Annotated in this window: 21 protein-coding genes and 2 pseudogenes; 7 read left to right on the top strand and 16 right to left on the bottom strand. The window is 43.1% G+C overall.

The window, feature by feature from the left end:
- Positions 1-194 precede the first annotated feature (194 nt).
- The 8 genes and pseudogenes from NKJ21_RS00875 to NKJ21_RS00840 all read right to left on the bottom strand — a co-directional run bounded on the left by NKJ21_RS00875 (position 195) and on the right by NKJ21_RS00840 (position 5,484).
- Positions 195-668, bottom strand: a complete 474-nt coding sequence (locus NKJ21_RS00875; protein WP_032730035.1) for a hypothetical protein — start codon at positions 666-668, stop codon at positions 195-197.
- The gene (locus tag NKJ21_RS00870; RefSeq protein ID WP_254732639.1) at positions 665-1,003 is read right to left on the bottom strand and encodes a hypothetical protein; all 339 of its coding nucleotides are present in this window, start codon (positions 1,001-1,003) and stop codon (positions 665-667) included. Before NKJ21_RS00870 ends, NKJ21_RS00875 begins: the two co-directional genes overlap by 4 nt.
- A 398-nt stretch (positions 1,004-1,401) precedes the next feature.
- Positions 1,402-1,569: pseudogene (locus tag NKJ21_RS00865) on the bottom strand (isocitrate/isopropylmalate family dehydrogenase); the annotation flags it as partial.
- Positions 1,570-2,203: 634 nt separating this feature from the next.
- Positions 2,204-2,896 carry an EAL domain-containing protein gene (locus NKJ21_RS00860; protein ID WP_023159863.1) on the bottom strand — a complete coding sequence of 231 codons (693 nt, stop codon included), beginning with the start codon at positions 2,894-2,896 and terminating at the stop codon, positions 2,204-2,206.
- 355 nt (positions 2,897-3,251) lie between these two features.
- The gene (locus NKJ21_RS00855) at positions 3,252-4,310 is read right to left on the bottom strand and encodes a sensor domain-containing diguanylate cyclase (protein ID WP_231537912.1); all 1,059 of its coding nucleotides are present in this window, start codon (positions 4,308-4,310) and stop codon (positions 3,252-3,254) included.
- Positions 4,311-4,732: 422 nt separating this feature from the next.
- Positions 4,733-4,993: pseudogene (locus NKJ21_RS00850) on the bottom strand (tail fiber domain-containing protein); the annotation flags it as partial.
- The gene (locus NKJ21_RS00845) at positions 4,962-5,336 is read right to left on the bottom strand and encodes an HNH endonuclease (RefSeq protein ID WP_254732637.1); all 375 of its coding nucleotides are present in this window, start codon (positions 5,334-5,336) and stop codon (positions 4,962-4,964) included. The pseudogene NKJ21_RS00850 and the gene NKJ21_RS00845, both read right to left, overlap by 32 nt.
- Positions 5,320-5,484: a hypothetical protein gene (locus NKJ21_RS00840; protein ID WP_162838183.1), complete on the bottom strand. Its 165-nt coding sequence runs from the start codon at positions 5,482-5,484 to the stop codon at positions 5,320-5,322. The genes NKJ21_RS00845 and NKJ21_RS00840 overlap by 17 nt, the downstream gene beginning before the upstream one ends.
- Positions 5,485-5,662: 178 nt before the next feature.
- Here NKJ21_RS00840 and NKJ21_RS00835 point away from each other — a divergent pair, with 178 nt between their 5' ends.
- Positions 5,663-5,887 carry a hypothetical protein gene (locus NKJ21_RS00835; protein ID WP_032749552.1) on the top strand — a complete coding sequence of 75 codons (225 nt, stop codon included), beginning with the start codon at positions 5,663-5,665 and terminating at the stop codon, positions 5,885-5,887.
- Between the two features lie 38 nt (positions 5,888-5,925).
- Here NKJ21_RS00835 and NKJ21_RS00830 read toward each other — a convergent pair whose 3' ends face one another.
- From NKJ21_RS00830 to NKJ21_RS00815, 4 genes are all read right to left on the bottom strand, one after another.
- A complete protein-coding gene (locus tag NKJ21_RS00830) occupies positions 5,926-6,363 on the bottom strand; it encodes a hypothetical protein (RefSeq protein ID WP_065888617.1) in 438 nt (145 codons plus the stop codon).
- A gap of 938 nt (positions 6,364-7,301) precedes the next feature.
- On the bottom strand, positions 7,302-7,652 hold the full coding sequence (locus NKJ21_RS00825; RefSeq protein WP_016160650.1) for a hypothetical protein: 351 nt from the start codon (positions 7,650-7,652) through the stop codon (positions 7,302-7,304).
- On the bottom strand, positions 7,649-8,146 hold the full coding sequence (locus NKJ21_RS00820) for a lysozyme (protein ID WP_023317653.1): 498 nt from the start codon (positions 8,144-8,146) through the stop codon (positions 7,649-7,651). The genes NKJ21_RS00825 and NKJ21_RS00820 overlap by 4 nt, the downstream gene beginning before the upstream one ends.
- Positions 8,146-8,361: a class II holin family protein gene (locus NKJ21_RS00815; protein ID WP_016160648.1), complete on the bottom strand. Its 216-nt coding sequence runs from the start codon at positions 8,359-8,361 to the stop codon at positions 8,146-8,148. The genes NKJ21_RS00820 and NKJ21_RS00815 overlap by 1 nt, the downstream gene beginning before the upstream one ends.
- Positions 8,362-8,501: 140 nt before the next feature.
- Between NKJ21_RS00815 and NKJ21_RS00810 the strand changes: the two genes are divergently transcribed.
- The 3 genes from NKJ21_RS00810 (at position 8,502) to NKJ21_RS00800 (ending at position 10,369) form a co-directional block, all read left to right on the top strand.
- Positions 8,502-8,723: a YnfU family zinc-binding protein gene (locus tag NKJ21_RS00810; RefSeq protein ID WP_305954963.1), complete on the top strand. Its 222-nt coding sequence runs from the start codon at positions 8,502-8,504 to the stop codon at positions 8,721-8,723.
- A gap of 554 nt (positions 8,724-9,277) precedes the next feature.
- A complete protein-coding gene (locus NKJ21_RS00805) occupies positions 9,278-9,490 on the top strand; it encodes a small membrane protein (RefSeq protein WP_254732635.1) in 213 nt (70 codons plus the stop codon).
- A 675-nt stretch (positions 9,491-10,165) separates the two neighbouring features.
- A complete protein-coding gene (locus NKJ21_RS00800; RefSeq protein WP_004147997.1) occupies positions 10,166-10,369 on the top strand; it encodes a hypothetical protein in 204 nt (67 codons plus the stop codon).
- A 243-nt stretch (positions 10,370-10,612) separates the two neighbouring features.
- Here the strand turns inward: NKJ21_RS00800 and NKJ21_RS00795 are convergent, their stop codons facing one another.
- The 4 genes from NKJ21_RS00795 to NKJ21_RS00780 all read right to left on the bottom strand — a co-directional run bounded on the left by NKJ21_RS00795 (position 10,613) and on the right by NKJ21_RS00780 (position 13,431).
- Entirely contained in the window at positions 10,613-11,215 is a 603-nt protein-coding gene (locus NKJ21_RS00795; protein ID WP_032414033.1) for a hypothetical protein, read from the bottom strand.
- Between the two features lie 16 nt (positions 11,216-11,231).
- Entirely contained in the window at positions 11,232-12,263 is a 1,032-nt protein-coding gene (locus NKJ21_RS00790; protein ID WP_254732633.1) for a DUF968 domain-containing protein, read from the bottom strand.
- Between the two features lie 199 nt (positions 12,264-12,462).
- Positions 12,463-12,855: a LexA family transcriptional regulator gene (locus tag NKJ21_RS00785; RefSeq protein ID WP_021462592.1), complete on the bottom strand. Its 393-nt coding sequence runs from the start codon at positions 12,853-12,855 to the stop codon at positions 12,463-12,465.
- 342 nt (positions 12,856-13,197) lie between these two features.
- Positions 13,198-13,431: a DinI family protein gene (locus NKJ21_RS00780; protein WP_032754006.1), complete on the bottom strand. Its 234-nt coding sequence runs from the start codon at positions 13,429-13,431 to the stop codon at positions 13,198-13,200.
- A gap of 438 nt (positions 13,432-13,869) precedes the next feature.
- Here NKJ21_RS00780 and NKJ21_RS00775 point away from each other — a divergent pair, with 438 nt between their 5' ends.
- From NKJ21_RS00775 to NKJ21_RS00765, 3 genes are all read left to right on the top strand, one after another.
- Positions 13,870-14,559 (top strand): YafY family protein, encoded by a 690-nt coding sequence (locus tag NKJ21_RS00775; protein WP_021462588.1) that lies wholly within the window; start codon positions 13,870-13,872, stop codon positions 14,557-14,559.
- Between the two features lie 70 nt (positions 14,560-14,629).
- Positions 14,630-15,376, top strand: coding sequence for an SDR family NAD(P)-dependent oxidoreductase (locus NKJ21_RS00770; RefSeq protein WP_117068950.1), 747 nt, complete (start codon positions 14,630-14,632; stop codon positions 15,374-15,376).
- 318 nt (positions 15,377-15,694) lie between these two features.
- The gene (locus NKJ21_RS00765) at positions 15,695-15,922 is read left to right on the top strand and encodes a DUF1737 domain-containing protein (protein WP_074386302.1); all 228 of its coding nucleotides are present in this window, start codon (positions 15,695-15,697) and stop codon (positions 15,920-15,922) included.
- The last annotated feature ends 277 nt before the right edge of the window (positions 15,923-16,199 follow it).

The raw sequence follows: 16,199 nt of genomic DNA, 5'->3' as shown, positions 1-16,199 counted from the left end.
TGACGGGGGATTAAGGGCGCCATGTGAGGATAAGCTAATCTGTGCTCATTCCTAACCAGAAACAAATAATATGTTTCACTACCTCTTCTATAATAAATTTAAAATCAATAAGTTAAACCTGTTCAGTAAGATTAATTTTTTATATTTCAATCTAAAAACAATAACTTGCCAAATCCCGACTCTTGTCGAAACTGTCAGCGATGATAGGTTTCCCATTCCCGGTAAACCGATATAATTGACTGATATTTAGATGTGTCAGCAGGACTGAAGAAAAACTGCAACTCCTTATCTTCGTACAACTCTCTGATTGGAACGTGATAAGTTTTCTTAAACGTTTCCTTGTTTAGTTTTCCTTCACGATAACTCATACAGGCTTGATCATATGCATTGAGCCAAGTTTCTTGTGCTGAATTATAATTTTTGCTGATGATTGGATAGTTGACAGCAGAGCTATCAGCTTCTGCGTATTTCATCAATGCCTCGCGCAGCTGTACTGTTGCAGTAGCAATACTATTTGTAATCTGACTTTCGAGAGCAGCTTCCTGTAACTTCAGCGCTCTTTTGGAAATAACGTTTGCATTGCGATATTGAAGTGCTGAATAGATAGAAGCCACCAAAGCTATACATGAAAGCGTAAGCGTTACAATATTTAATTGTTCTTGATTCATGGTTTCGGTCCTTTTGCTACCATTCTCATCATTGCTAGTATTTCATCATTGCTAATGGATGAGCCTGATTTAGCTAACGCCTCATAATCCTCCCTACCACTGTAGTGTTCAAGGGCGATAACATCATCGTCATACCCCAGGTCCGTCAGGGACTTTTTTAGCTCTTCGAGCATACGAACCCGTTGATGCTCAGTAAGAGGGTTTCCACCTACTGTTAAAGTCTGAATTTCCATCCAGATTTTATTCAATTCTATCACTCGCATATCTCCATCTTTGCATTTAGATATGCGAGCAGCATATATTTCTGCTAATTCCTTATAAGTTTGGACTGCCATAGTATCTCTCCTTAATGTATGAATTAGAGTCTGTATAGATAAAGTAAGACTTCTTCATTGTATTGAAGAAAATTAGAAGAACAAGATTTTTAGGGAATTTCACCAATGCAACGCATTCTTTTTCGCTATGAATGTTTTTTTAAAGAAAAAGAGATTCTATATATACACTTCTGGCAATGGCAAACTGCCAAGATATTTCCTAACCTGATATCTTTCTGAGTTCATAACCCGGTCATGGCAAATACTTAAGTTAGAAAGGCAGCATTGAACTGGTTGATGTCGTGCAGCAGGATATCTGTCACTACACGATCCGATGAGCACCTGGGGGAATCATTGACTGAAAATCAAAAAAAACGGGAGCCCATCGACTCCCGCTTTTACTTAATCCACCAACGGGATTACATGTTCGCGATGATAGCGTCGCCAAACTCTGAACATTTCAGCAGCTTAGCGCCTTCCATCAGACGTTCGAAGTCATAGGTCACGGTCTTGGCGGCGATAGCGCCTTCCATGCCTTTGACGATCAGGTCTGCGGCTTCGAACCACTGCATGTGGCGCAGCAGTAGTTAACTAATAACATCATTACTTATTGATTTAAAAAGAAAAATAGGCATTTTTGATAAGTGGTTAATGTTTTTAGTCTAAGCCCTAACCTATTGAAATTCATTAGTATATTTTCAGTTTTGATAACCGGCTTTGAGTCTTTCTGCTCATCTGGATAGTGAATTATTAGCCAATAATACTCACTCCCTGTGAGTCGGGTTAAATATTTCCGGTTTTATAACTCATGATTTGAAAAGAAAATAAAAAAGCCTCGGAGTCCGAGGCTTGCATTAGAACCAGCAGCGCCATTATATTATTTAATTACTACCTACCAAGTAATGATTGCTCTTTTCCAAACTATCTTCCCTTTTTTTTCTTCTTTTATATGCAGAATCCTTTTCATAATAAAATATAAAATAAGAGAAAACCCTATGATAGCAATATATGTCCCGATGCCGAAAGACACCAGAAACACAACCAAGATCCCAAAGAGCGCTACCAGTAAAGATGTGCAGATAGATATCAAATTAATTGTCTTGCGTGCATCTCTTGATACATAACCTTTAATCTTAAATGCATGGCAACTGTGGCAGTGGTCCTCATTAATTAAAATTGCACCACAAAATGGACATTTATCATCTTTTGTTGTCATTTATTTTAAATCTCAACATAATAGTAATCACTCATCCACAACCTTCCCTGGCAAGCGCAATCAACAACAGAATGTACTTTATTTTTTTGTTCTATTGTCTCAACTCCCTCAACAATCACGAAATTGCAGTATGATTTTATTTTATTTATTATTTTAAAGAATTCGCTCTCACTCTGTATTCCCCAGAAGTAATCTTTATCAATTTTTATACATTCAAAATTAAACATATCTATAACTGTTAAGCTTGTTAAGCCACTCCCAAAATCATCCAGCCATACTGGACACAATTTTGAAAGACACTTTAAGTCAACCATACAGCATTTAGTATTGAATTCATGAAAATGCTCGTTAATCTCAAAAGCAATGTTTTTTTGGTTTTTTAAGTAATCACCAATATATTTATCGTTCAAAATACAATCGCTAATAAGACTGTCAACATTCAACGAAACTGGCTTGAACTTCAATTCTGATGCATCAAGCTTTTCAATTGTCAATATCTGTTTCTTAAAAACATCGATTTTTTCTTTATCGCTTAATGAAGTGAAACAAAAACCACTTTCATTAGCAAGGTAATCATTGCAGTCCTTTTTTTTAACATTTTTCGTGAGAATTTCCCAAGAATGAATAGAACCATCTTTTTTAAAAGATGGTTCTAAAACAAATCTACAGGAATCTATTTCCATATTGTTCTTTATCATTAAAAAAACACCGGAACTAGGAATAATCCTAATCGTGTCATATTTAGAAATCAAAGGAAAATAGTTTAAAATGATCGATAACGATCGAACAATAGACGAAACCTATCACATTTCTTAAATCGATCGATTATTCAAATCAAATGACTTAAAAGGGAAATAAAAGAAACATGATTTCAATATAAATTTGAATAAAATCATATTGTTATGGAATGACAATACATTAGTGGCATGTATCAAACGTTAGTTGAGAGGGGTCTGTGGTTCCGAGGAAATTTATCCGTATTGGCAATGCCGATAATAAACCATCTTAAAAATTTATATGTATAAAATCATGAGAAAAGAAATCATTTCATCTTCAATTATTCGGCATGCAATATCCATTCTTCCCGTTACGTTTAACTTCATATAGCATTTCATCAGCCTCTTTGATCCACTCGATGATTGATTCTTTATTTTCTGCACAAGAAATACCGATACTGACAGTACAGTAAATATCGTTGTGAGAAGGTAATGAAAGATCTTTAATTTTATTCTGAATTATATGAACCATAGCTATAACAAGCTTGCTATTACTATTATTAACAATAATAGCCAACTCATCGCCACCAAATCTTGCTGGTACGTCCTTCTCGCCAGCACACTCTCGTAATATTGTTGATATACGAGATAACACCGCATCACCTACTTCATGGCCATAGGTATCATTAATTTTTTTAAAATTATCAACATCAATGAGCATAAGATAAGAATGAATTCTCTTTTTACGCGTTGCACGAAAAGCACTTTCCATTTTTTGCTCAAAAAAACGGCGATTTGGTAGATCTAAGCCAGGATCCATCAGAGCCTGTTTTTCCAGTAACTCCCTTCTTTTCCTCAACTTTATAGATAAGTGCCTTGAAACAATACTCAGTACTATGGGATAACAGGTCGCCAAGGGTAAAGAAAGCAATACCGTTCGGGTACTGAATTCTATCGTATATCTGAAATCATTTACTAACCAAACTGTCAGGAAACTAATCATCATCCACATTAATGCTGGTTTTAAAATTTTCCATCCACCAGCAGCATAGCGATCAGCTATTTGAACTGAGATTATGAATAATGATGGAATTGGACTAACTTGCATTACGGCTATCCAGATTCCAGCCCAGAATGAATCAAGTATCATATTCTTCTTTTCAGTACTCAGCATATCCTTCGACATCATGCTTGCAAGATAAGCAACCGATGGCCAGATGAGTGCATTCAGAATTAACAAGGCTGTTGTTATTTTTTGATGTGACTGTTCCTGGAGGACTGAATATATAGGAAGAAAGCAAAGAACGACACCAATCTGACGTAAAAAATATACTCGCTTAATGAACGATGAATTTCTATCAGATATGTATTTTTCATCGGGGAAATTTGTTAACATAGAAAGCCTATTATAAATCACTAAGAGCCGCCATCACTTTAACCCACTAAATAACAAGATAAAACCGCCCTGCATTACAAAGTTATAACACGGATGTGAAAATTACAAGATTGCACTTCAATTAATGATAAACGTATCAATAATAACATTTGGTATCCATTTCTTTGAATCCATCCACACGATTTATATCTGATACTTAGTAATACTTTAGGGTTATATTCTTAAAAATGAATTTCCAGTGGAGTTTAGAGCTACTGCATTATTAATTTTGGTAGGCTATTAAAAAATAACACAACATCTGACCAGTAAAACTTTACTTGAACTTACTTATCGTTTACTGCAAATTGTTCTGTGATGTACACAGCAATTAATGTCGTTTCAGTTGCCCCCGGCAAGTGCCTCCGGGGGATTTTTTATGTTCCTCAACTTTCTAGTGCGTCAACTCGCCTAATCAAATCCTGTACCACGGTCACCAAATCGGCAATGATTGCCGTGTAATCCACATTCATCACCCTGAATTTTTCACCATCGATCTCCTGCTCGATGCCGGGGAAGGTATACAAGTCGTCAACTTTTTCAGCCTGCTGGGCGATAAAGCCACGCCTCCGGCGCGTTTCGCCTTTCATATTGAACTCGCATACTCCCAGCGAGTTAATGCGCCTGGAGGCCCCTTCTCTCTGTTGCTGTTTTCTTGCTGTGGCAGGTCCAGCACAATGACTCCAGATTAAAGTCATCATCGGTACCGCCATGAGCTTTAGGAATGATGTGGTCGACACTTGAGGCTTTCGTGGCAATACCGTCTCGCCTGCAGTTCTGACAAAGGTATTTATCCCTCTTCATGATACGGGCCCGTTTAATTTCCCACGGTCGACCATAACCACGTTCCTGCCGAGTTTTTCCGGGCTGATAGTTACGCCAGCCATCACCAGCGTGTTGCTGCCTATGCATCTCACAGTATCCTCCGACATCATTGGTCACAGCCGTGCATCCTCTGTGCCGGCAAGGTCGTTTAGCTCGTGGCGGCATAAACATCCTCGAGCATGAGTTGAGGGAGAAGAGTTAAAGCGGCACTGTCGATGGGAAACTCTGAAACGGGCAGCGATGAGCATGACAATCCGTCACACTCAATCGCCACCAGCTTCTCGTCTACGTATGCAATTTTTAAGTTCTTCATCGCGTTACCTTTTGCGAATAAAAAAGCCCCGCAGATGCGAGGCTACTGGTTAAATATCAGGGTGTTACTGTGAAAGCTCAGAGTGTAAGGTTGCGGCTCAGCCTATCTGTGGTGAGACACAGTTAAATATTGTACTTGCAGAGGAATGGCTGATTAGCTCTGCTTAAGGAACTTTAAAATGGAAGAAGAAATTAAATATAACATCGAGGTGGATTGCTCAACTCTGGAGTCTGCAGCAAAAGAAATAAGAGCTCTCAAAGGTCTTCTGGCAACTATGTTTGTTTGCCTTGATCAGGATATGAAGGGTGTCGTAATACATCAACTTTCGCAGATTGATGATGAATACAACCAGAAAAACTTGGAGATGCTAAAGCAAATCCAACATATCCATAACCGACCTTAATAGCTATGGCAGACGGTTACAGGCTGTCTGCCGATCTATTATTTATTTCGATATCTTAATTGTAGTTCCGCAATCTTACAGTCCATAAAGTGTAGTAGTGCCTCAGCAGCATCTAACCGTTTGAATACCTCATCAATGTTTGGCTGCATACCTGAAGCGTATATCTTACCCTGCGTTTGAATGCTCCAAGCACTGACAGAGGTCAGGGTATTATCCGGTTTATAACACTCTGCAGAGGAAATTGCCGCTGAGACTACAAGCTCCTGCAGGTCTGGGCGATCATGTTCCACCACCAGAGATTCATCATTCGCATTGACATCATAAGATAAGGTAAACGGAGCGGTAGCCTTGCCTGATATAACCTTCTCGACCAGCACGCAACCAGACTGAATGACTTTAAATCTGACTTTGACCCCACAGACAATGCCATCATTAATCTGTTGAAGGTTTGTAATAGTGACTTTCAACGTTTTCAAGTTGCTTCTCCTCATTATCTCTTAAAAGGGATATCGTTTTTTTATCCCTTAGAGGGGATAGACTTTCGCACCGATTCGTAAATCCGCTCACAGGGCATTCCTGTTTCCCCTGATTGGTTTTATCAAATATTTTCGTCCAGGATGTCCTCAAACCATTAAACCGACTAAAAAAAGGCCGCATAGGTATGCGACCTTTGGTTAGTAACAGTTAGAAACCTAAAATCTCTCAGGAGCCACCCGGGAGAGATTTTCTGCTTGCTAAATGACCTCTGCCGTTTCGGTGTTGGCTGGCAGTGGTAACGTGAGGATAGCTTCATTTCAGCCATCGATATCATTTAAATGGATGAATAGCTTATTAGACTAGTAATTCGCGATTCTCAAGAACATTAACCAGAACAACAGACGTCTGTGCTTATTTTTTTAGCGCAATGATCCGTTAGTCACCAGTAACTAACATATTATTCGATGGTTCCTTAGACAGTGACCCATAAATCTAATTGTTTAATGTACCATTGGATGGGCACACAAATAACCACACCATCCCCAAAGTTAACAGATTTGATAACACACCCTTGTGGCGGAAAAAATTCCGCACCAGTCTGGGGCCGGATCGAGCGCTCAATGCCGTAACGATAACCGCATGGTAGTTGTGGTAGTAAGTTTACTGTCATGAGTGGCTACTTAGTTAAGAGTGGTTTGAGATCCTATAGTGCATGACATCCCCTGAATTAGATACAAACATTTCGATGCTGAAAGCTTGAATGTCTTGTTTTCAGATTTTTTGTTCACTTAAGGCCACTTATTTCATGTGCTATGCCTGTTACTTACTCACCGCCCGATAGTACGCCTGCCAGCGATACTTATCCAAACGGAGCTGGCGCAGGCATTGAGCGGTTTCTACATCAGACTGTAAATCTTCATCGCTGTCATTCCCTGCGTCACTTGCTTTGCACGGCGGACTCATCAAATCCGGGGATGGAGTTGGCAGCATCGATGGCGCGCTGACGCAACTGCACAGCAGCATCATCAAACCTACACACAGTACGATTCGGAGACTGAACATATTTCACCACGTCGCGGGTTATTGTTTTGTAGATGACCTTACCCGCTTCGTTAGCAGTCGCGGCCTTTTCCTCTACAGGCTTAATGGCATTCTCGGCCTTCTCTCTCTTCTTCGCAGCCTGAGCATTGATGTGATCAGCGTGGGAACTCCATCCCATACGCCATGAAATGGCACAGGACATTAGCAGGATTGCTATTGCGATGATAACGGCGGTTAAGCGACTCATCTTTGCTCCCATAAACACACTTCACGCTCAATTTCCCTCCGGGTAATAAGTCCTTTCCACTGCTTACCTTTGGCATAGGTCCAGCGGCGCAGCTGATCACACGCACCTTTCTGGTCACCCTGGTTGATTTTGCGAAGCAGAGTAGAGGTCTGGAAGTTCCCGGCTCCGACGTTATAGGCGAATGAGTACAGAGCCCCACGCATTGTTTCTGGGATCGGTTTTTTGATGTAAGGGTTGATCTGCCAGGCGACGGTATTCAGGTCTTTATTTAGTAGCGCCCGACACTCTGCCTCGGTATAGGTTTTGCCGAGCATGATGTCTTTACCTGCGTGGCCGTAGCAAACCGTCCAGACACCTACCACATCCTGATAAGGGGAGTATCGCACTCCCTCAAGCCCATCATTACCCATCGGGCCAGTGATGAGTGCAGAGGCAATCGCCAGGGCCCCGCCGCCCACCGCCGCAAGAACAGTTTTACGTAGTGTCGGAGACATTATTCACCTCGAGCAGCTTTTCGCCGGTCTTCTTTAATTTTGAAGTACAGATTCGTCAGGTATGTCAGCAAGCCAAATACCAGACTTCCCAGAACACCAATAGCGGCCCACTGGGATGGGGATACTTTGTCGAGCAATTGCAACATCCAGAACCCCGCGTTACCTGCGGACGTTCCGTAGGCAATACCTGTTGTTAGCTTGTCCATTCGATACATACTCCACCTCCGGGTTAACGGGGTGCTTGTGTTTGATAAGGTTCAGGACCGGCAGGAGGAAATCTTATCAATGATGATTCCAGGTACCTGAAAATGAAAAAACCACCCTGAATAGGTGGCTAGATAATTCAACGCGAGCTATGTGCCCGGGGATAGTGTATTGTTGCGGACCATTCATTAGGAAATATCATATGCAACAACGCAAAAACTCAAAAAACAATCGCAACTACCTCATCAAATGTACCTGCCCTAGCTGCACCAACCAATCAGAACATAGTTACACCCGAGTCCAGAAAGGCTCTGCGCTGATGTGCCCTCACTGTAGTAAGATTTTCACTCAAGACAAACTTCCCACCGCTTAGGCTTTACATCATCATAATCTCTGGTAATGCATCCACTGCTGCGCTCGTATAGATTAGAGAAGTAAGCCCATTAGGCAATGCGGCCGATGAATACCTGTTAGACGGGTCTCGGCTTACTGGCAGAAAATTAACGTTCTGGCATCGGCAAGATAAAAGGCCTGCCGCAATGGAAGGCCTTTAGGGGGTTATGCAGTATGTGTGGTGCCGGGTGCCTCCCGGTAAGTCTGCCCCAGTCAACAGACCCGCGTGTGTGCTCAAAGAAAAAATTGACTGGTCGCCCCACCGCACAGGGGGATTCACCACACACCCACATTAGCTACACGATATGCGCCTGGTCAATTCAATGTAACCAGTAAAATACATCTTTCGGAAACTGTATAACCTAGCGGGCAATAATTAATCACTGCATATTTAATCATTACAAAAACAACAATAAATTTTCATATCTGTTATCAAATTAAGAAAAAAATACTGTTAGGAATTTTCTCACTTAACTCGCACACTACGCCTCACGCGAACCACAATATCCATAGTCTTTCAGAGGATAAGCTCACATGACAACCATAATGATGCTAGCGTTAGCTGTTGTTCTTCTTTTAGTTGCAGTGGGTTCACTGATGTCTTACATCAAAGAAAGACGCGGATATAAAAAAACTTTCAAAAAAAGATATAAACGGTTATCCACTTTTCAAGAAGCAGGGGTAGTGATACGTAAACATTCCCCCTGTTTTTTTGCTACCACCTTTGGGAACAAAGAACTGCCTTAATCTATAAGTGCTCTCGCTTGTGATGTTCAATTTACCGTTAAAGCGCTCAAGCTGTTGAGCTAAAACCGCAGTCTGGTGCGAATCTTGCGCGTATGAGATTAAACGTGAAGTACAGCACGCTGTAATCCAATTACCATGACCTGATTACTGATGTGAAAAGCCCAAGTAGTGCTTAGGCTAGATTAGGAACAAAAAAAACCCGCTTAGAGAAGCGGGAAGAAAGTTGGCAACCAAGGCTGTAACGAAAGGAAGGTGCACCTAATAGTCCGAGCTACCGATTTACCAGGAAAGCCTTCTTTTTTTACCGTTACGTTCGTTAACCATAGCCTGACAGACAAAAAGAGCAAGGCTTTTGTCATTACAGTCACTATGTTAAGGCATTAGTGTGGTGCCGGGTGCCTCCCGGTGAGCATGCCCCAGTCGGCATGGCCCGCGCTGCATTTACAGGTTTCTGTAACTGACTGGTCGCCCCTCCGCATAGGGGGATTCACCACCTCGATAATTTATGATGCAAACATTCAAAGTGTCAATATCTGACCATACCGCCAGCGCCTCTGCCATAATATAAGCCAACAACGCCCACTTAAATTGTATGCATTCTAATACTTAAAGCTATTGCGAAGCCCTGACTCAATGTAGCACTCACTGATATCAGGTAAATACGAGGTAAGTAAAATGCTATCTACTGATAACCAAAGAATTTCAGAGATTTTTGAACGTTTGGCAGAAATAGCAGCTAAAACTGCTGAATTAACAAGCAACCCTAATCTATCCCCTGCTCAAAAGCAGGCAGCATGTGACAGTTACTTTAGCGAACATGATCAGTTAACAACCGAAGCCCTAGAGATCTTCAAAAAAATCACTAAAAATCCTCAGTGAATGCTGAAGCATGTGAGATTGCGTATGCAATACGACGATATGACAGGGGTATTGATGCAGCGCATCTCGCGAATACCCCTGTCGTATCGCCGGAAAGCAAAAACCCCGCACGGGCGGGGTTTTCGTTATATTCAGATTGTCGCTTTTTGTCGCTGCCGAGTGGCGCAGCTCTGCCAAGCATGAAGGAATTATCTAACTTTCTGGCCCATTTTCAATACCAAAAAGGCAACATAGCACTTTTTGCTAATCCGCATGAATCGCCTTATGAACAGAAAGGAAAGCTTTTGCTCTGAATATTTCAAGGCACCAGCGCACTCTTTTCCGGGCCTCACTGTCTGTTAACCATGGAGCCACCAGCTGTATTTCCCGTGTTATGTCTGAGATTTTTTTGCGGGTGGTGTAATAGTTAACGCCAACGAGATAAACAGGATCACCCGTTTCAAATATCGCCAGTACACATCGTTCAACAAATTCAACATCATCCTCAGTGATCGCAGCGTCAATGGCGACAGTTGGAGGTTTTGGCCACAAAATGGCATGCGCCCTGCTTAGTGCCTGCCGCCCGCGATAGCCTTCACTCCTTGCCTGCTCGATTGCTGCCGTAAAGCGCTCTAATGCTCTATCTGACCAGTGATCACCCTTCATACCTCGCCAGCATGAATGTCCTGATGGTTTGCGCGGGGCCGCACCTCCTCTCATACCTTCTCCCCATACAGTAAGCAGCGATTTTATCCAAGCGGACTGAATGCCATTAAGGGGAGTGAATCGGCCCAGCCAGCTTTTGCGCGGGGCGGCGGCCACAGTTTCTAATCCTGCACGGTGTAGACGGCGTTGACGTGGTGTCATTCGGTTCCTCTCCTTACTACGCCAGAACGCCGAGCGCGTATGCCCGGTCCAGCAATTTAATAATTAATACCGGCTGGGTGCCGTATTCACGCTCAAAAGCGGCAGGGTCATGGTGCAAAGCGCGGTGGTGCTTGCGGCATAATGGGATCGTAAAAATATCGTGGGCCTTGGTGCCTACGCCGCCCTGCCCCCAGCCAATAAGATGATGTGCATCATCTGCAGGCTGCCCACAGCACATACACGGCTGTTTTTTAACCCATGAGATAAAGTCAGCTGATAACCATCGGCTCCGCTTAGGTCTCGCGAATAGTGTCGCCGGTGCAACAGGATCGACGTTCACAGGAACCAGAGGTTTGCCCGGCGTTGTTTTTGCCGTTGGCCTGATTGCTTTTTCGAGACGGGGAGAAAGAATGCTGGTGGCCGGTACCGACGGAACAATCTCACTCTCCCTGTAAACCGATTTAATCCCATCGTCTTTAATACGCAGGGATCGGCGCGCCATTTCTTCTGTAATTTCATCGCCAATCCCGGCGCCTACCGCCCACCAGCATAGCTCCGCCAGTGACAGTGATCGCTGAGCGTCCAGCCCAAGCGCGATGCGGACAGTGTCGATTATCCAGTCAGCGTTATTAACACCTGCCAGTTGATCGAGGATTTGTTCTGTTTGGTTTTTCAGCTCATTATCACAGTGCCAGCATGCGATTATTACACCCGTCGAATGGCGAAATGGGACAAGCTCATGGTGATGGTAATCGGAATGTGTCCACTGACAGTTTTTAACCTGCCTACGCAACCATGACTCGAGGGCACTAACCCCACCTGCTGCAGTGATAACTGCCTTCTTCATGAAAAAAGGTCTGATCCCCATATCATCCCGCAACGGCTGCTGGGCATCAGGAAGACGTCCACTGGGTATCTTTTTCATGCTTGCCGGCGGTATTTCAACAAGAACTCGGCCGGCACCGAATAACGGCATTAATTCACTACCTGGCTTAAGCAGCACAATTCCAAGATGGCGTGCAATATCCACGTTAAGCAAAGCTCGCATCAGTCCCTCCACATCTTCTGTATGTAGGTCCTGTCAATCCGTGGCGGCTTCTTCGATTCCGGCAACAGCACGCGGATCTCCCACGATGCAAAGTCTCTGGATAAGCTCTTCTCAACCACACAGTTATTTTTACGGTATCGCTCCACCAGCTCTGTAGCCTCAGCCTCTGAAAGTTGCTCGTGTAAAAACCAACTTTTCTTCATGGCTGATCACCGAACAGTCGCAAAAACTCAATCGCTCTTTCACGCGCACCGGGTTCTTCAGCGATAATTTCCTGCAGCAGCTGCACGGCGAACACCGGCTCCTTTCGCCCGACGATGGAAATTCCTCTGGAGACACGGCGAGAGAGTTTTATAAAATTTTTTCTCTCTAACGCACGCAGATGCAACAGGACAGCATTAGACGAGCTAACGCCGAGCATATCGGCCAGTTCAGATAGCGTAGGTGGGTAGCCATGCTGATTGATGTAGGCCACCAGCAGGTCAAAAACTTCCTGCTGTCGAAAAGTTAGTTTTGAAGACGAAATCAAACCGGCGCTCGATGAAGGAGCACCAGTCTGATGGGATTTTGATACTTCGGGGGTTTGCGTCATGGTTTCTCTCCGTGACGCAGCAGGTATAGGTTGTTCAGGCCTATGACGGGAGTGTAACAGAACCCGGGGGAACCTGGTAACCAACTCCAGACCTAGCCTTTTCAATCATCTGTGAAAAAAGAGAGAGAGTCCCCACGATCTCATCCGGCTGCAGAGGCATAAACGAAACAGTGTCGCCGCGCCGGTACATCAAAGCGCGCTCACACACAGGAAAGGATGTCAGACGAGCAACGATCACCCCATCGTCGCATCTGATAATTGCATAGCCGGTGTTCGGCATTTCTTGTTTTTTACTCACAGCAAAATCCTCAAAATAAACCAGGCAAGCTACTGGACCTCAACTTAACAGAACCAGTCATCAGCGCTTCCCCAGGTGTCCTGCAGGATTTCCTCTACACGTTTTTTAACTCCGTCCATTCCACGAAGCACGGTTAACCCATCAGAGCTGGCCCGACGAATCACAAGACTGCAGTTATTAAAGTTTTGATCCAATCGCCGCAGTAGCTCCTTCTCCAGAGCAGGCACAGCGCCATCCGGCAATATTTTTTGGCGATCAATTGTGATTTCCACTTTCATAACTAGCTCCTCACGCAAGTACTGTATAAATAAACAGTATACTTGTTAGGTGAAATGTTCAAGCGTTTAATGCCACTTTTCGCTAACCCATGCTCATGTTTAGATTGATCTTTTCTCCACAAAGGACGAAATCCGCTATCACAGGGATACCGTCATTTTTGTGGTGATCAACACCTTTGATAAGAAACGTTGCTACCTCTGGCGTCCCAGATTCCGCTCTTGGCACAGAGCGGACAATCTGAATGGGATGAAGGTCTGCTTCGAGCGAACTGCGGACCTTTACACTCATGATCACCGCTTATGTATGCATTACGAACATAGCGCTGTAGTAATCATCGGTAGCTGTTCAACTTAGTCCGGTACACTCGCTCTGTACTAAGATGCTTATCTAATGGATGATTTAAGAAATCGTCACAAGATCAAGATGGATTTATCAACATGACTAGAACAGAAAGACTTCTCGAACTACTACAGATATTAAGGGCACAAAGATATCCGATCACTGCATCCACCCTCTCAGAAAGACTGGGAATAAGTGTGCGATCCCTTTACAGAGATATAAAAACGCTGCAGTATCAAGGAGTAAGCATTGAAGGTGGTGCTGGAATTGGTTACATCGTTAAGTCTGACTTTCATTTGCCGCCCTTAAACCTTTCTCATGAAGAAATCAATGCCATTACACTTGGGTTAAATTGGGTATCTCATAATACTGACCGTGATTTCAAAATTACCGCAAAGAGTGCACTTGCCAAAATACACGCCGTCATTCCTGATGAATTAAAAAACCTTATTGAGAGTCAATCCTATCTGATCGGTCCTTCAGAAAACAATGTGATATATTTTGAAGGTGTTCGCAATGCTATTAAAAAGCGCATGAGAATAAAACTAAAGTATTGTGATAAGAAGGATTGTTACTCTTCTCGAATCATATGGCCAATCGGATTGGTATACATGGAGTCATGCTGGCTTTTGGTTGCATGGTGTGAAATGAGAAATGATTTTCGTCATTTTAGAACGGACAGAATTCAAGATATTGTGCAACTGGATTCTACATATAGTGAAAGCAGAGAAGTTTTATTGAAAAAATGGAGGCTTAAAGAAGGGATCTGCGAGGAGAAAGAGTACTGACAAAAACTGTCACAGTTAATTTGTATACTAACCCAGCTGAAAGACTCAATTCTACTTCATAGGGGGGGTTATGAATTTCAAGAATAAAGTTGCTGTCATAACAGGAAGCACTACAGGTATAGGTGAGGCAGTCGCAGACCAATTACATAAGCATGGATCTAAGGTCGTTATTGTATCCCGTTCGTCAGAACAGGCTAAACAAAAAGCGAAACAATTATCTTCACAGGGACAACAAGCCGTGGGGATCGGATGTGATGTGTCACAGCCTGAACAAGTACGGCAAATGATAGATGATGTTATCAAAAATTTCGGCAGACTTGATTATGCAGTAAATAATGCAGGCTTAACAGGTGAACATGGTATAAATATAACTGAGCAGACAATTGAAAACTGGGATAAGGTTATTGCAACTTCATTGAGCGGTGTTTTTTACTGCCTAAAATATGAAATACCTCAGATGATGAAATCTGGTGGCTCTATAGTTAATTTATCTGCAGTAAATGGACTGGTTGGCATTCCTGGGTTAGCACCTTACACCGTGGCTAAACATGGCATAATCGGTTTAACCCAAACCGCAGCGCTAGAGTTTGCATGTGAAGGCATTCGAATCAATGCAGTAGCTCCGGGCTATGTCCAAACCCCACGAATGAGTGAGTTCCCAGAAAATATCGTACGTAGTTTCGCAAATAGCCACCCTATGAAAAGGATGGCAAAAATGCAAGAAGTAGCAGACTTCATACTGTTTTTACTGTCAGATAATTCAGCATTCTGTACCGGAGGAGTTTATCCAATCGATGGCGGTTATTTAGCTGAGTAAAATTTCCCTAAAGCCCTTTTAAACTTTAAGAATTGCCTCGCCAAAGTCGTAGGCTAGCTGGGGTGTATAGTTAACGCTTCCATTATCAGGCCTGTGATGAAAATATTTCAAGTATGGGTTAATATTGGGATTGATGATCGGCACTCCATTTGTTCATACATCATGCCATTAACAACGTCCTCTTCTGGCACTCATGGGACGTCCAGGGGAGTACTCCCCTGGACGCATGGTCCAGATTGATCATTATGATTTTTTATGGTTTTGTGAAGATAAGAATAACGAGAGCCAAAAAGGCTAAAATTGAAGAGGAGCACTACCATGAGCAATCCAGAAATAAAAAATAAGGGCCGTGAACCTCCGGATGGTCTTCCTCGTTATCGTCTCCTGACAGGTAAGGATGACGCTAAATTTTGTCATCGGATTTCAGAAGCACTGGCGCTTGGTTATCAACTGTATGGCTCCCCCGCCGCGACGTTTAATGGGCAGGATTTGATTGTTGCGCAGGCTATCATATGGCCTGAGGTACAGCAGAATCAGGCTTCGTAGGAATGAGTGGGGTACAGCAGAATCAGGCTTCGTAGGAATGAGTGGGCTCGCAGCGTCCGGAATCTGCCCGGTGCTGTAAATCACCGCAAGGTCTGTCATAAGGTAATTGCATCACGCATCGCGACACCTTTTTTCTTTACGCAGGCCTTCTCTTTCACTGTTTGTCAGAACTGTGGACCGCAGTAATCTCCACCCCGTGCTTTAATCAATGAGAGTGATGTCGGGTGCAAATTAAACTACCTTTCTCAACAGCAAAGGCGGGATAACCCTACCTTCG

It is taken from the genome of Klebsiella sp. SWET4, from assembly GCF_024296565.1.
Taxonomy (GTDB): Bacteria; Pseudomonadota; Gammaproteobacteria; order Enterobacterales; family Enterobacteriaceae; genus Klebsiella; species Klebsiella variicola.
This window is presented reverse-complemented; position numbering and strand designations above follow the sequence as displayed.

Bases quoted from the DNA above. Each gene is read 5' to 3' on its own strand.
- NKJ21_RS00835 (WP_032749552.1), top strand. From the start codon at position 5,663: ATGGAAGAAGAAATTAAATATAACATCGAGGTGGATTGCTCAACTCTG.
- NKJ21_RS00780 (WP_032754006.1), bottom strand. From the start codon at position 13,431: ATGAAAGTGGAAATCACAATTGATCGCCAAAAAATATTGCCGGATGGC.
- NKJ21_RS00875 (WP_032730035.1), bottom strand. From the start codon at position 668: ATGAATCAAGAACAATTAAATATTGTAACGCTTACGCTTTCATGTATA.
- NKJ21_RS00855 (WP_231537912.1), bottom strand. From the start codon at position 4,310: ATGTTAACAAATTTCCCCGATGAAAAATACATATCTGATAGAAATTCA.
- NKJ21_RS00820 (WP_023317653.1), bottom strand. From the start codon at position 8,146: ATGTCTCCGACACTACGTAAAACTGTTCTTGCGGCGGTGGGCGGCGGG.
- NKJ21_RS00770 (WP_117068950.1), top strand. From the start codon at position 14,630: ATGAATTTCAAGAATAAAGTTGCTGTCATAACAGGAAGCACTACAGGT.
- NKJ21_RS00860 (WP_023159863.1), bottom strand. From the start codon at position 2,896: ATGATAAAGAACAATATGGAAATAGATTCCTGTAGATTTGTTTTAGAA.
- NKJ21_RS00810 (WP_305954963.1), top strand. From the start codon at position 8,502: ATGTGCCCGGGGATAGTGTATTGTTGCGGACCATTCATTAGGAAATAT.
- NKJ21_RS00805 (WP_254732635.1), top strand. From the start codon at position 9,278: ATGACAACCATAATGATGCTAGCGTTAGCTGTTGTTCTTCTTTTAGTT.
- NKJ21_RS00825 (WP_016160650.1), bottom strand. From the start codon at position 7,652: ATGAGTCGCTTAACCGCCGTTATCATCGCAATAGCAATCCTGCTAATG.
- NKJ21_RS00870 (WP_254732639.1), bottom strand. From the start codon at position 1,003: ATGGCAGTCCAAACTTATAAGGAATTAGCAGAAATATATGCTGCTCGC.
- NKJ21_RS00800 (WP_004147997.1), top strand. From the start codon at position 10,166: ATGCTATCTACTGATAACCAAAGAATTTCAGAGATTTTTGAACGTTTG.
- NKJ21_RS00775 (WP_021462588.1), top strand. From the start codon at position 13,870: ATGACTAGAACAGAAAGACTTCTCGAACTACTACAGATATTAAGGGCA.
- NKJ21_RS00845 (WP_254732637.1), bottom strand. From the start codon at position 5,336: ATGCCGCCACGAGCTAAACGACCTTGCCGGCACAGAGGATGCACGGCT.
- NKJ21_RS00815 (WP_016160648.1), bottom strand. From the start codon at position 8,361: ATGTATCGAATGGACAAGCTAACAACAGGTATTGCCTACGGAACGTCC.
- NKJ21_RS00795 (WP_032414033.1), bottom strand. From the start codon at position 11,215: ATGACACCACGTCAACGCCGTCTACACCGTGCAGGATTAGAAACTGTG.
- NKJ21_RS00840 (WP_162838183.1), bottom strand. From the start codon at position 5,484: ATGAAGAACTTAAAAATTGCATACGTAGACGAGAAGCTGGTGGCGATT.
- NKJ21_RS00765 (WP_074386302.1), top strand. From the start codon at position 15,695: ATGAGCAATCCAGAAATAAAAAATAAGGGCCGTGAACCTCCGGATGGT.
- NKJ21_RS00790 (WP_254732633.1), bottom strand. From the start codon at position 12,263: ATGCGAGCTTTGCTTAACGTGGATATTGCACGCCATCTTGGAATTGTG.
- NKJ21_RS00785 (WP_021462592.1), bottom strand. From the start codon at position 12,855: ATGACGCAAACCCCCGAAGTATCAAAATCCCATCAGACTGGTGCTCCT.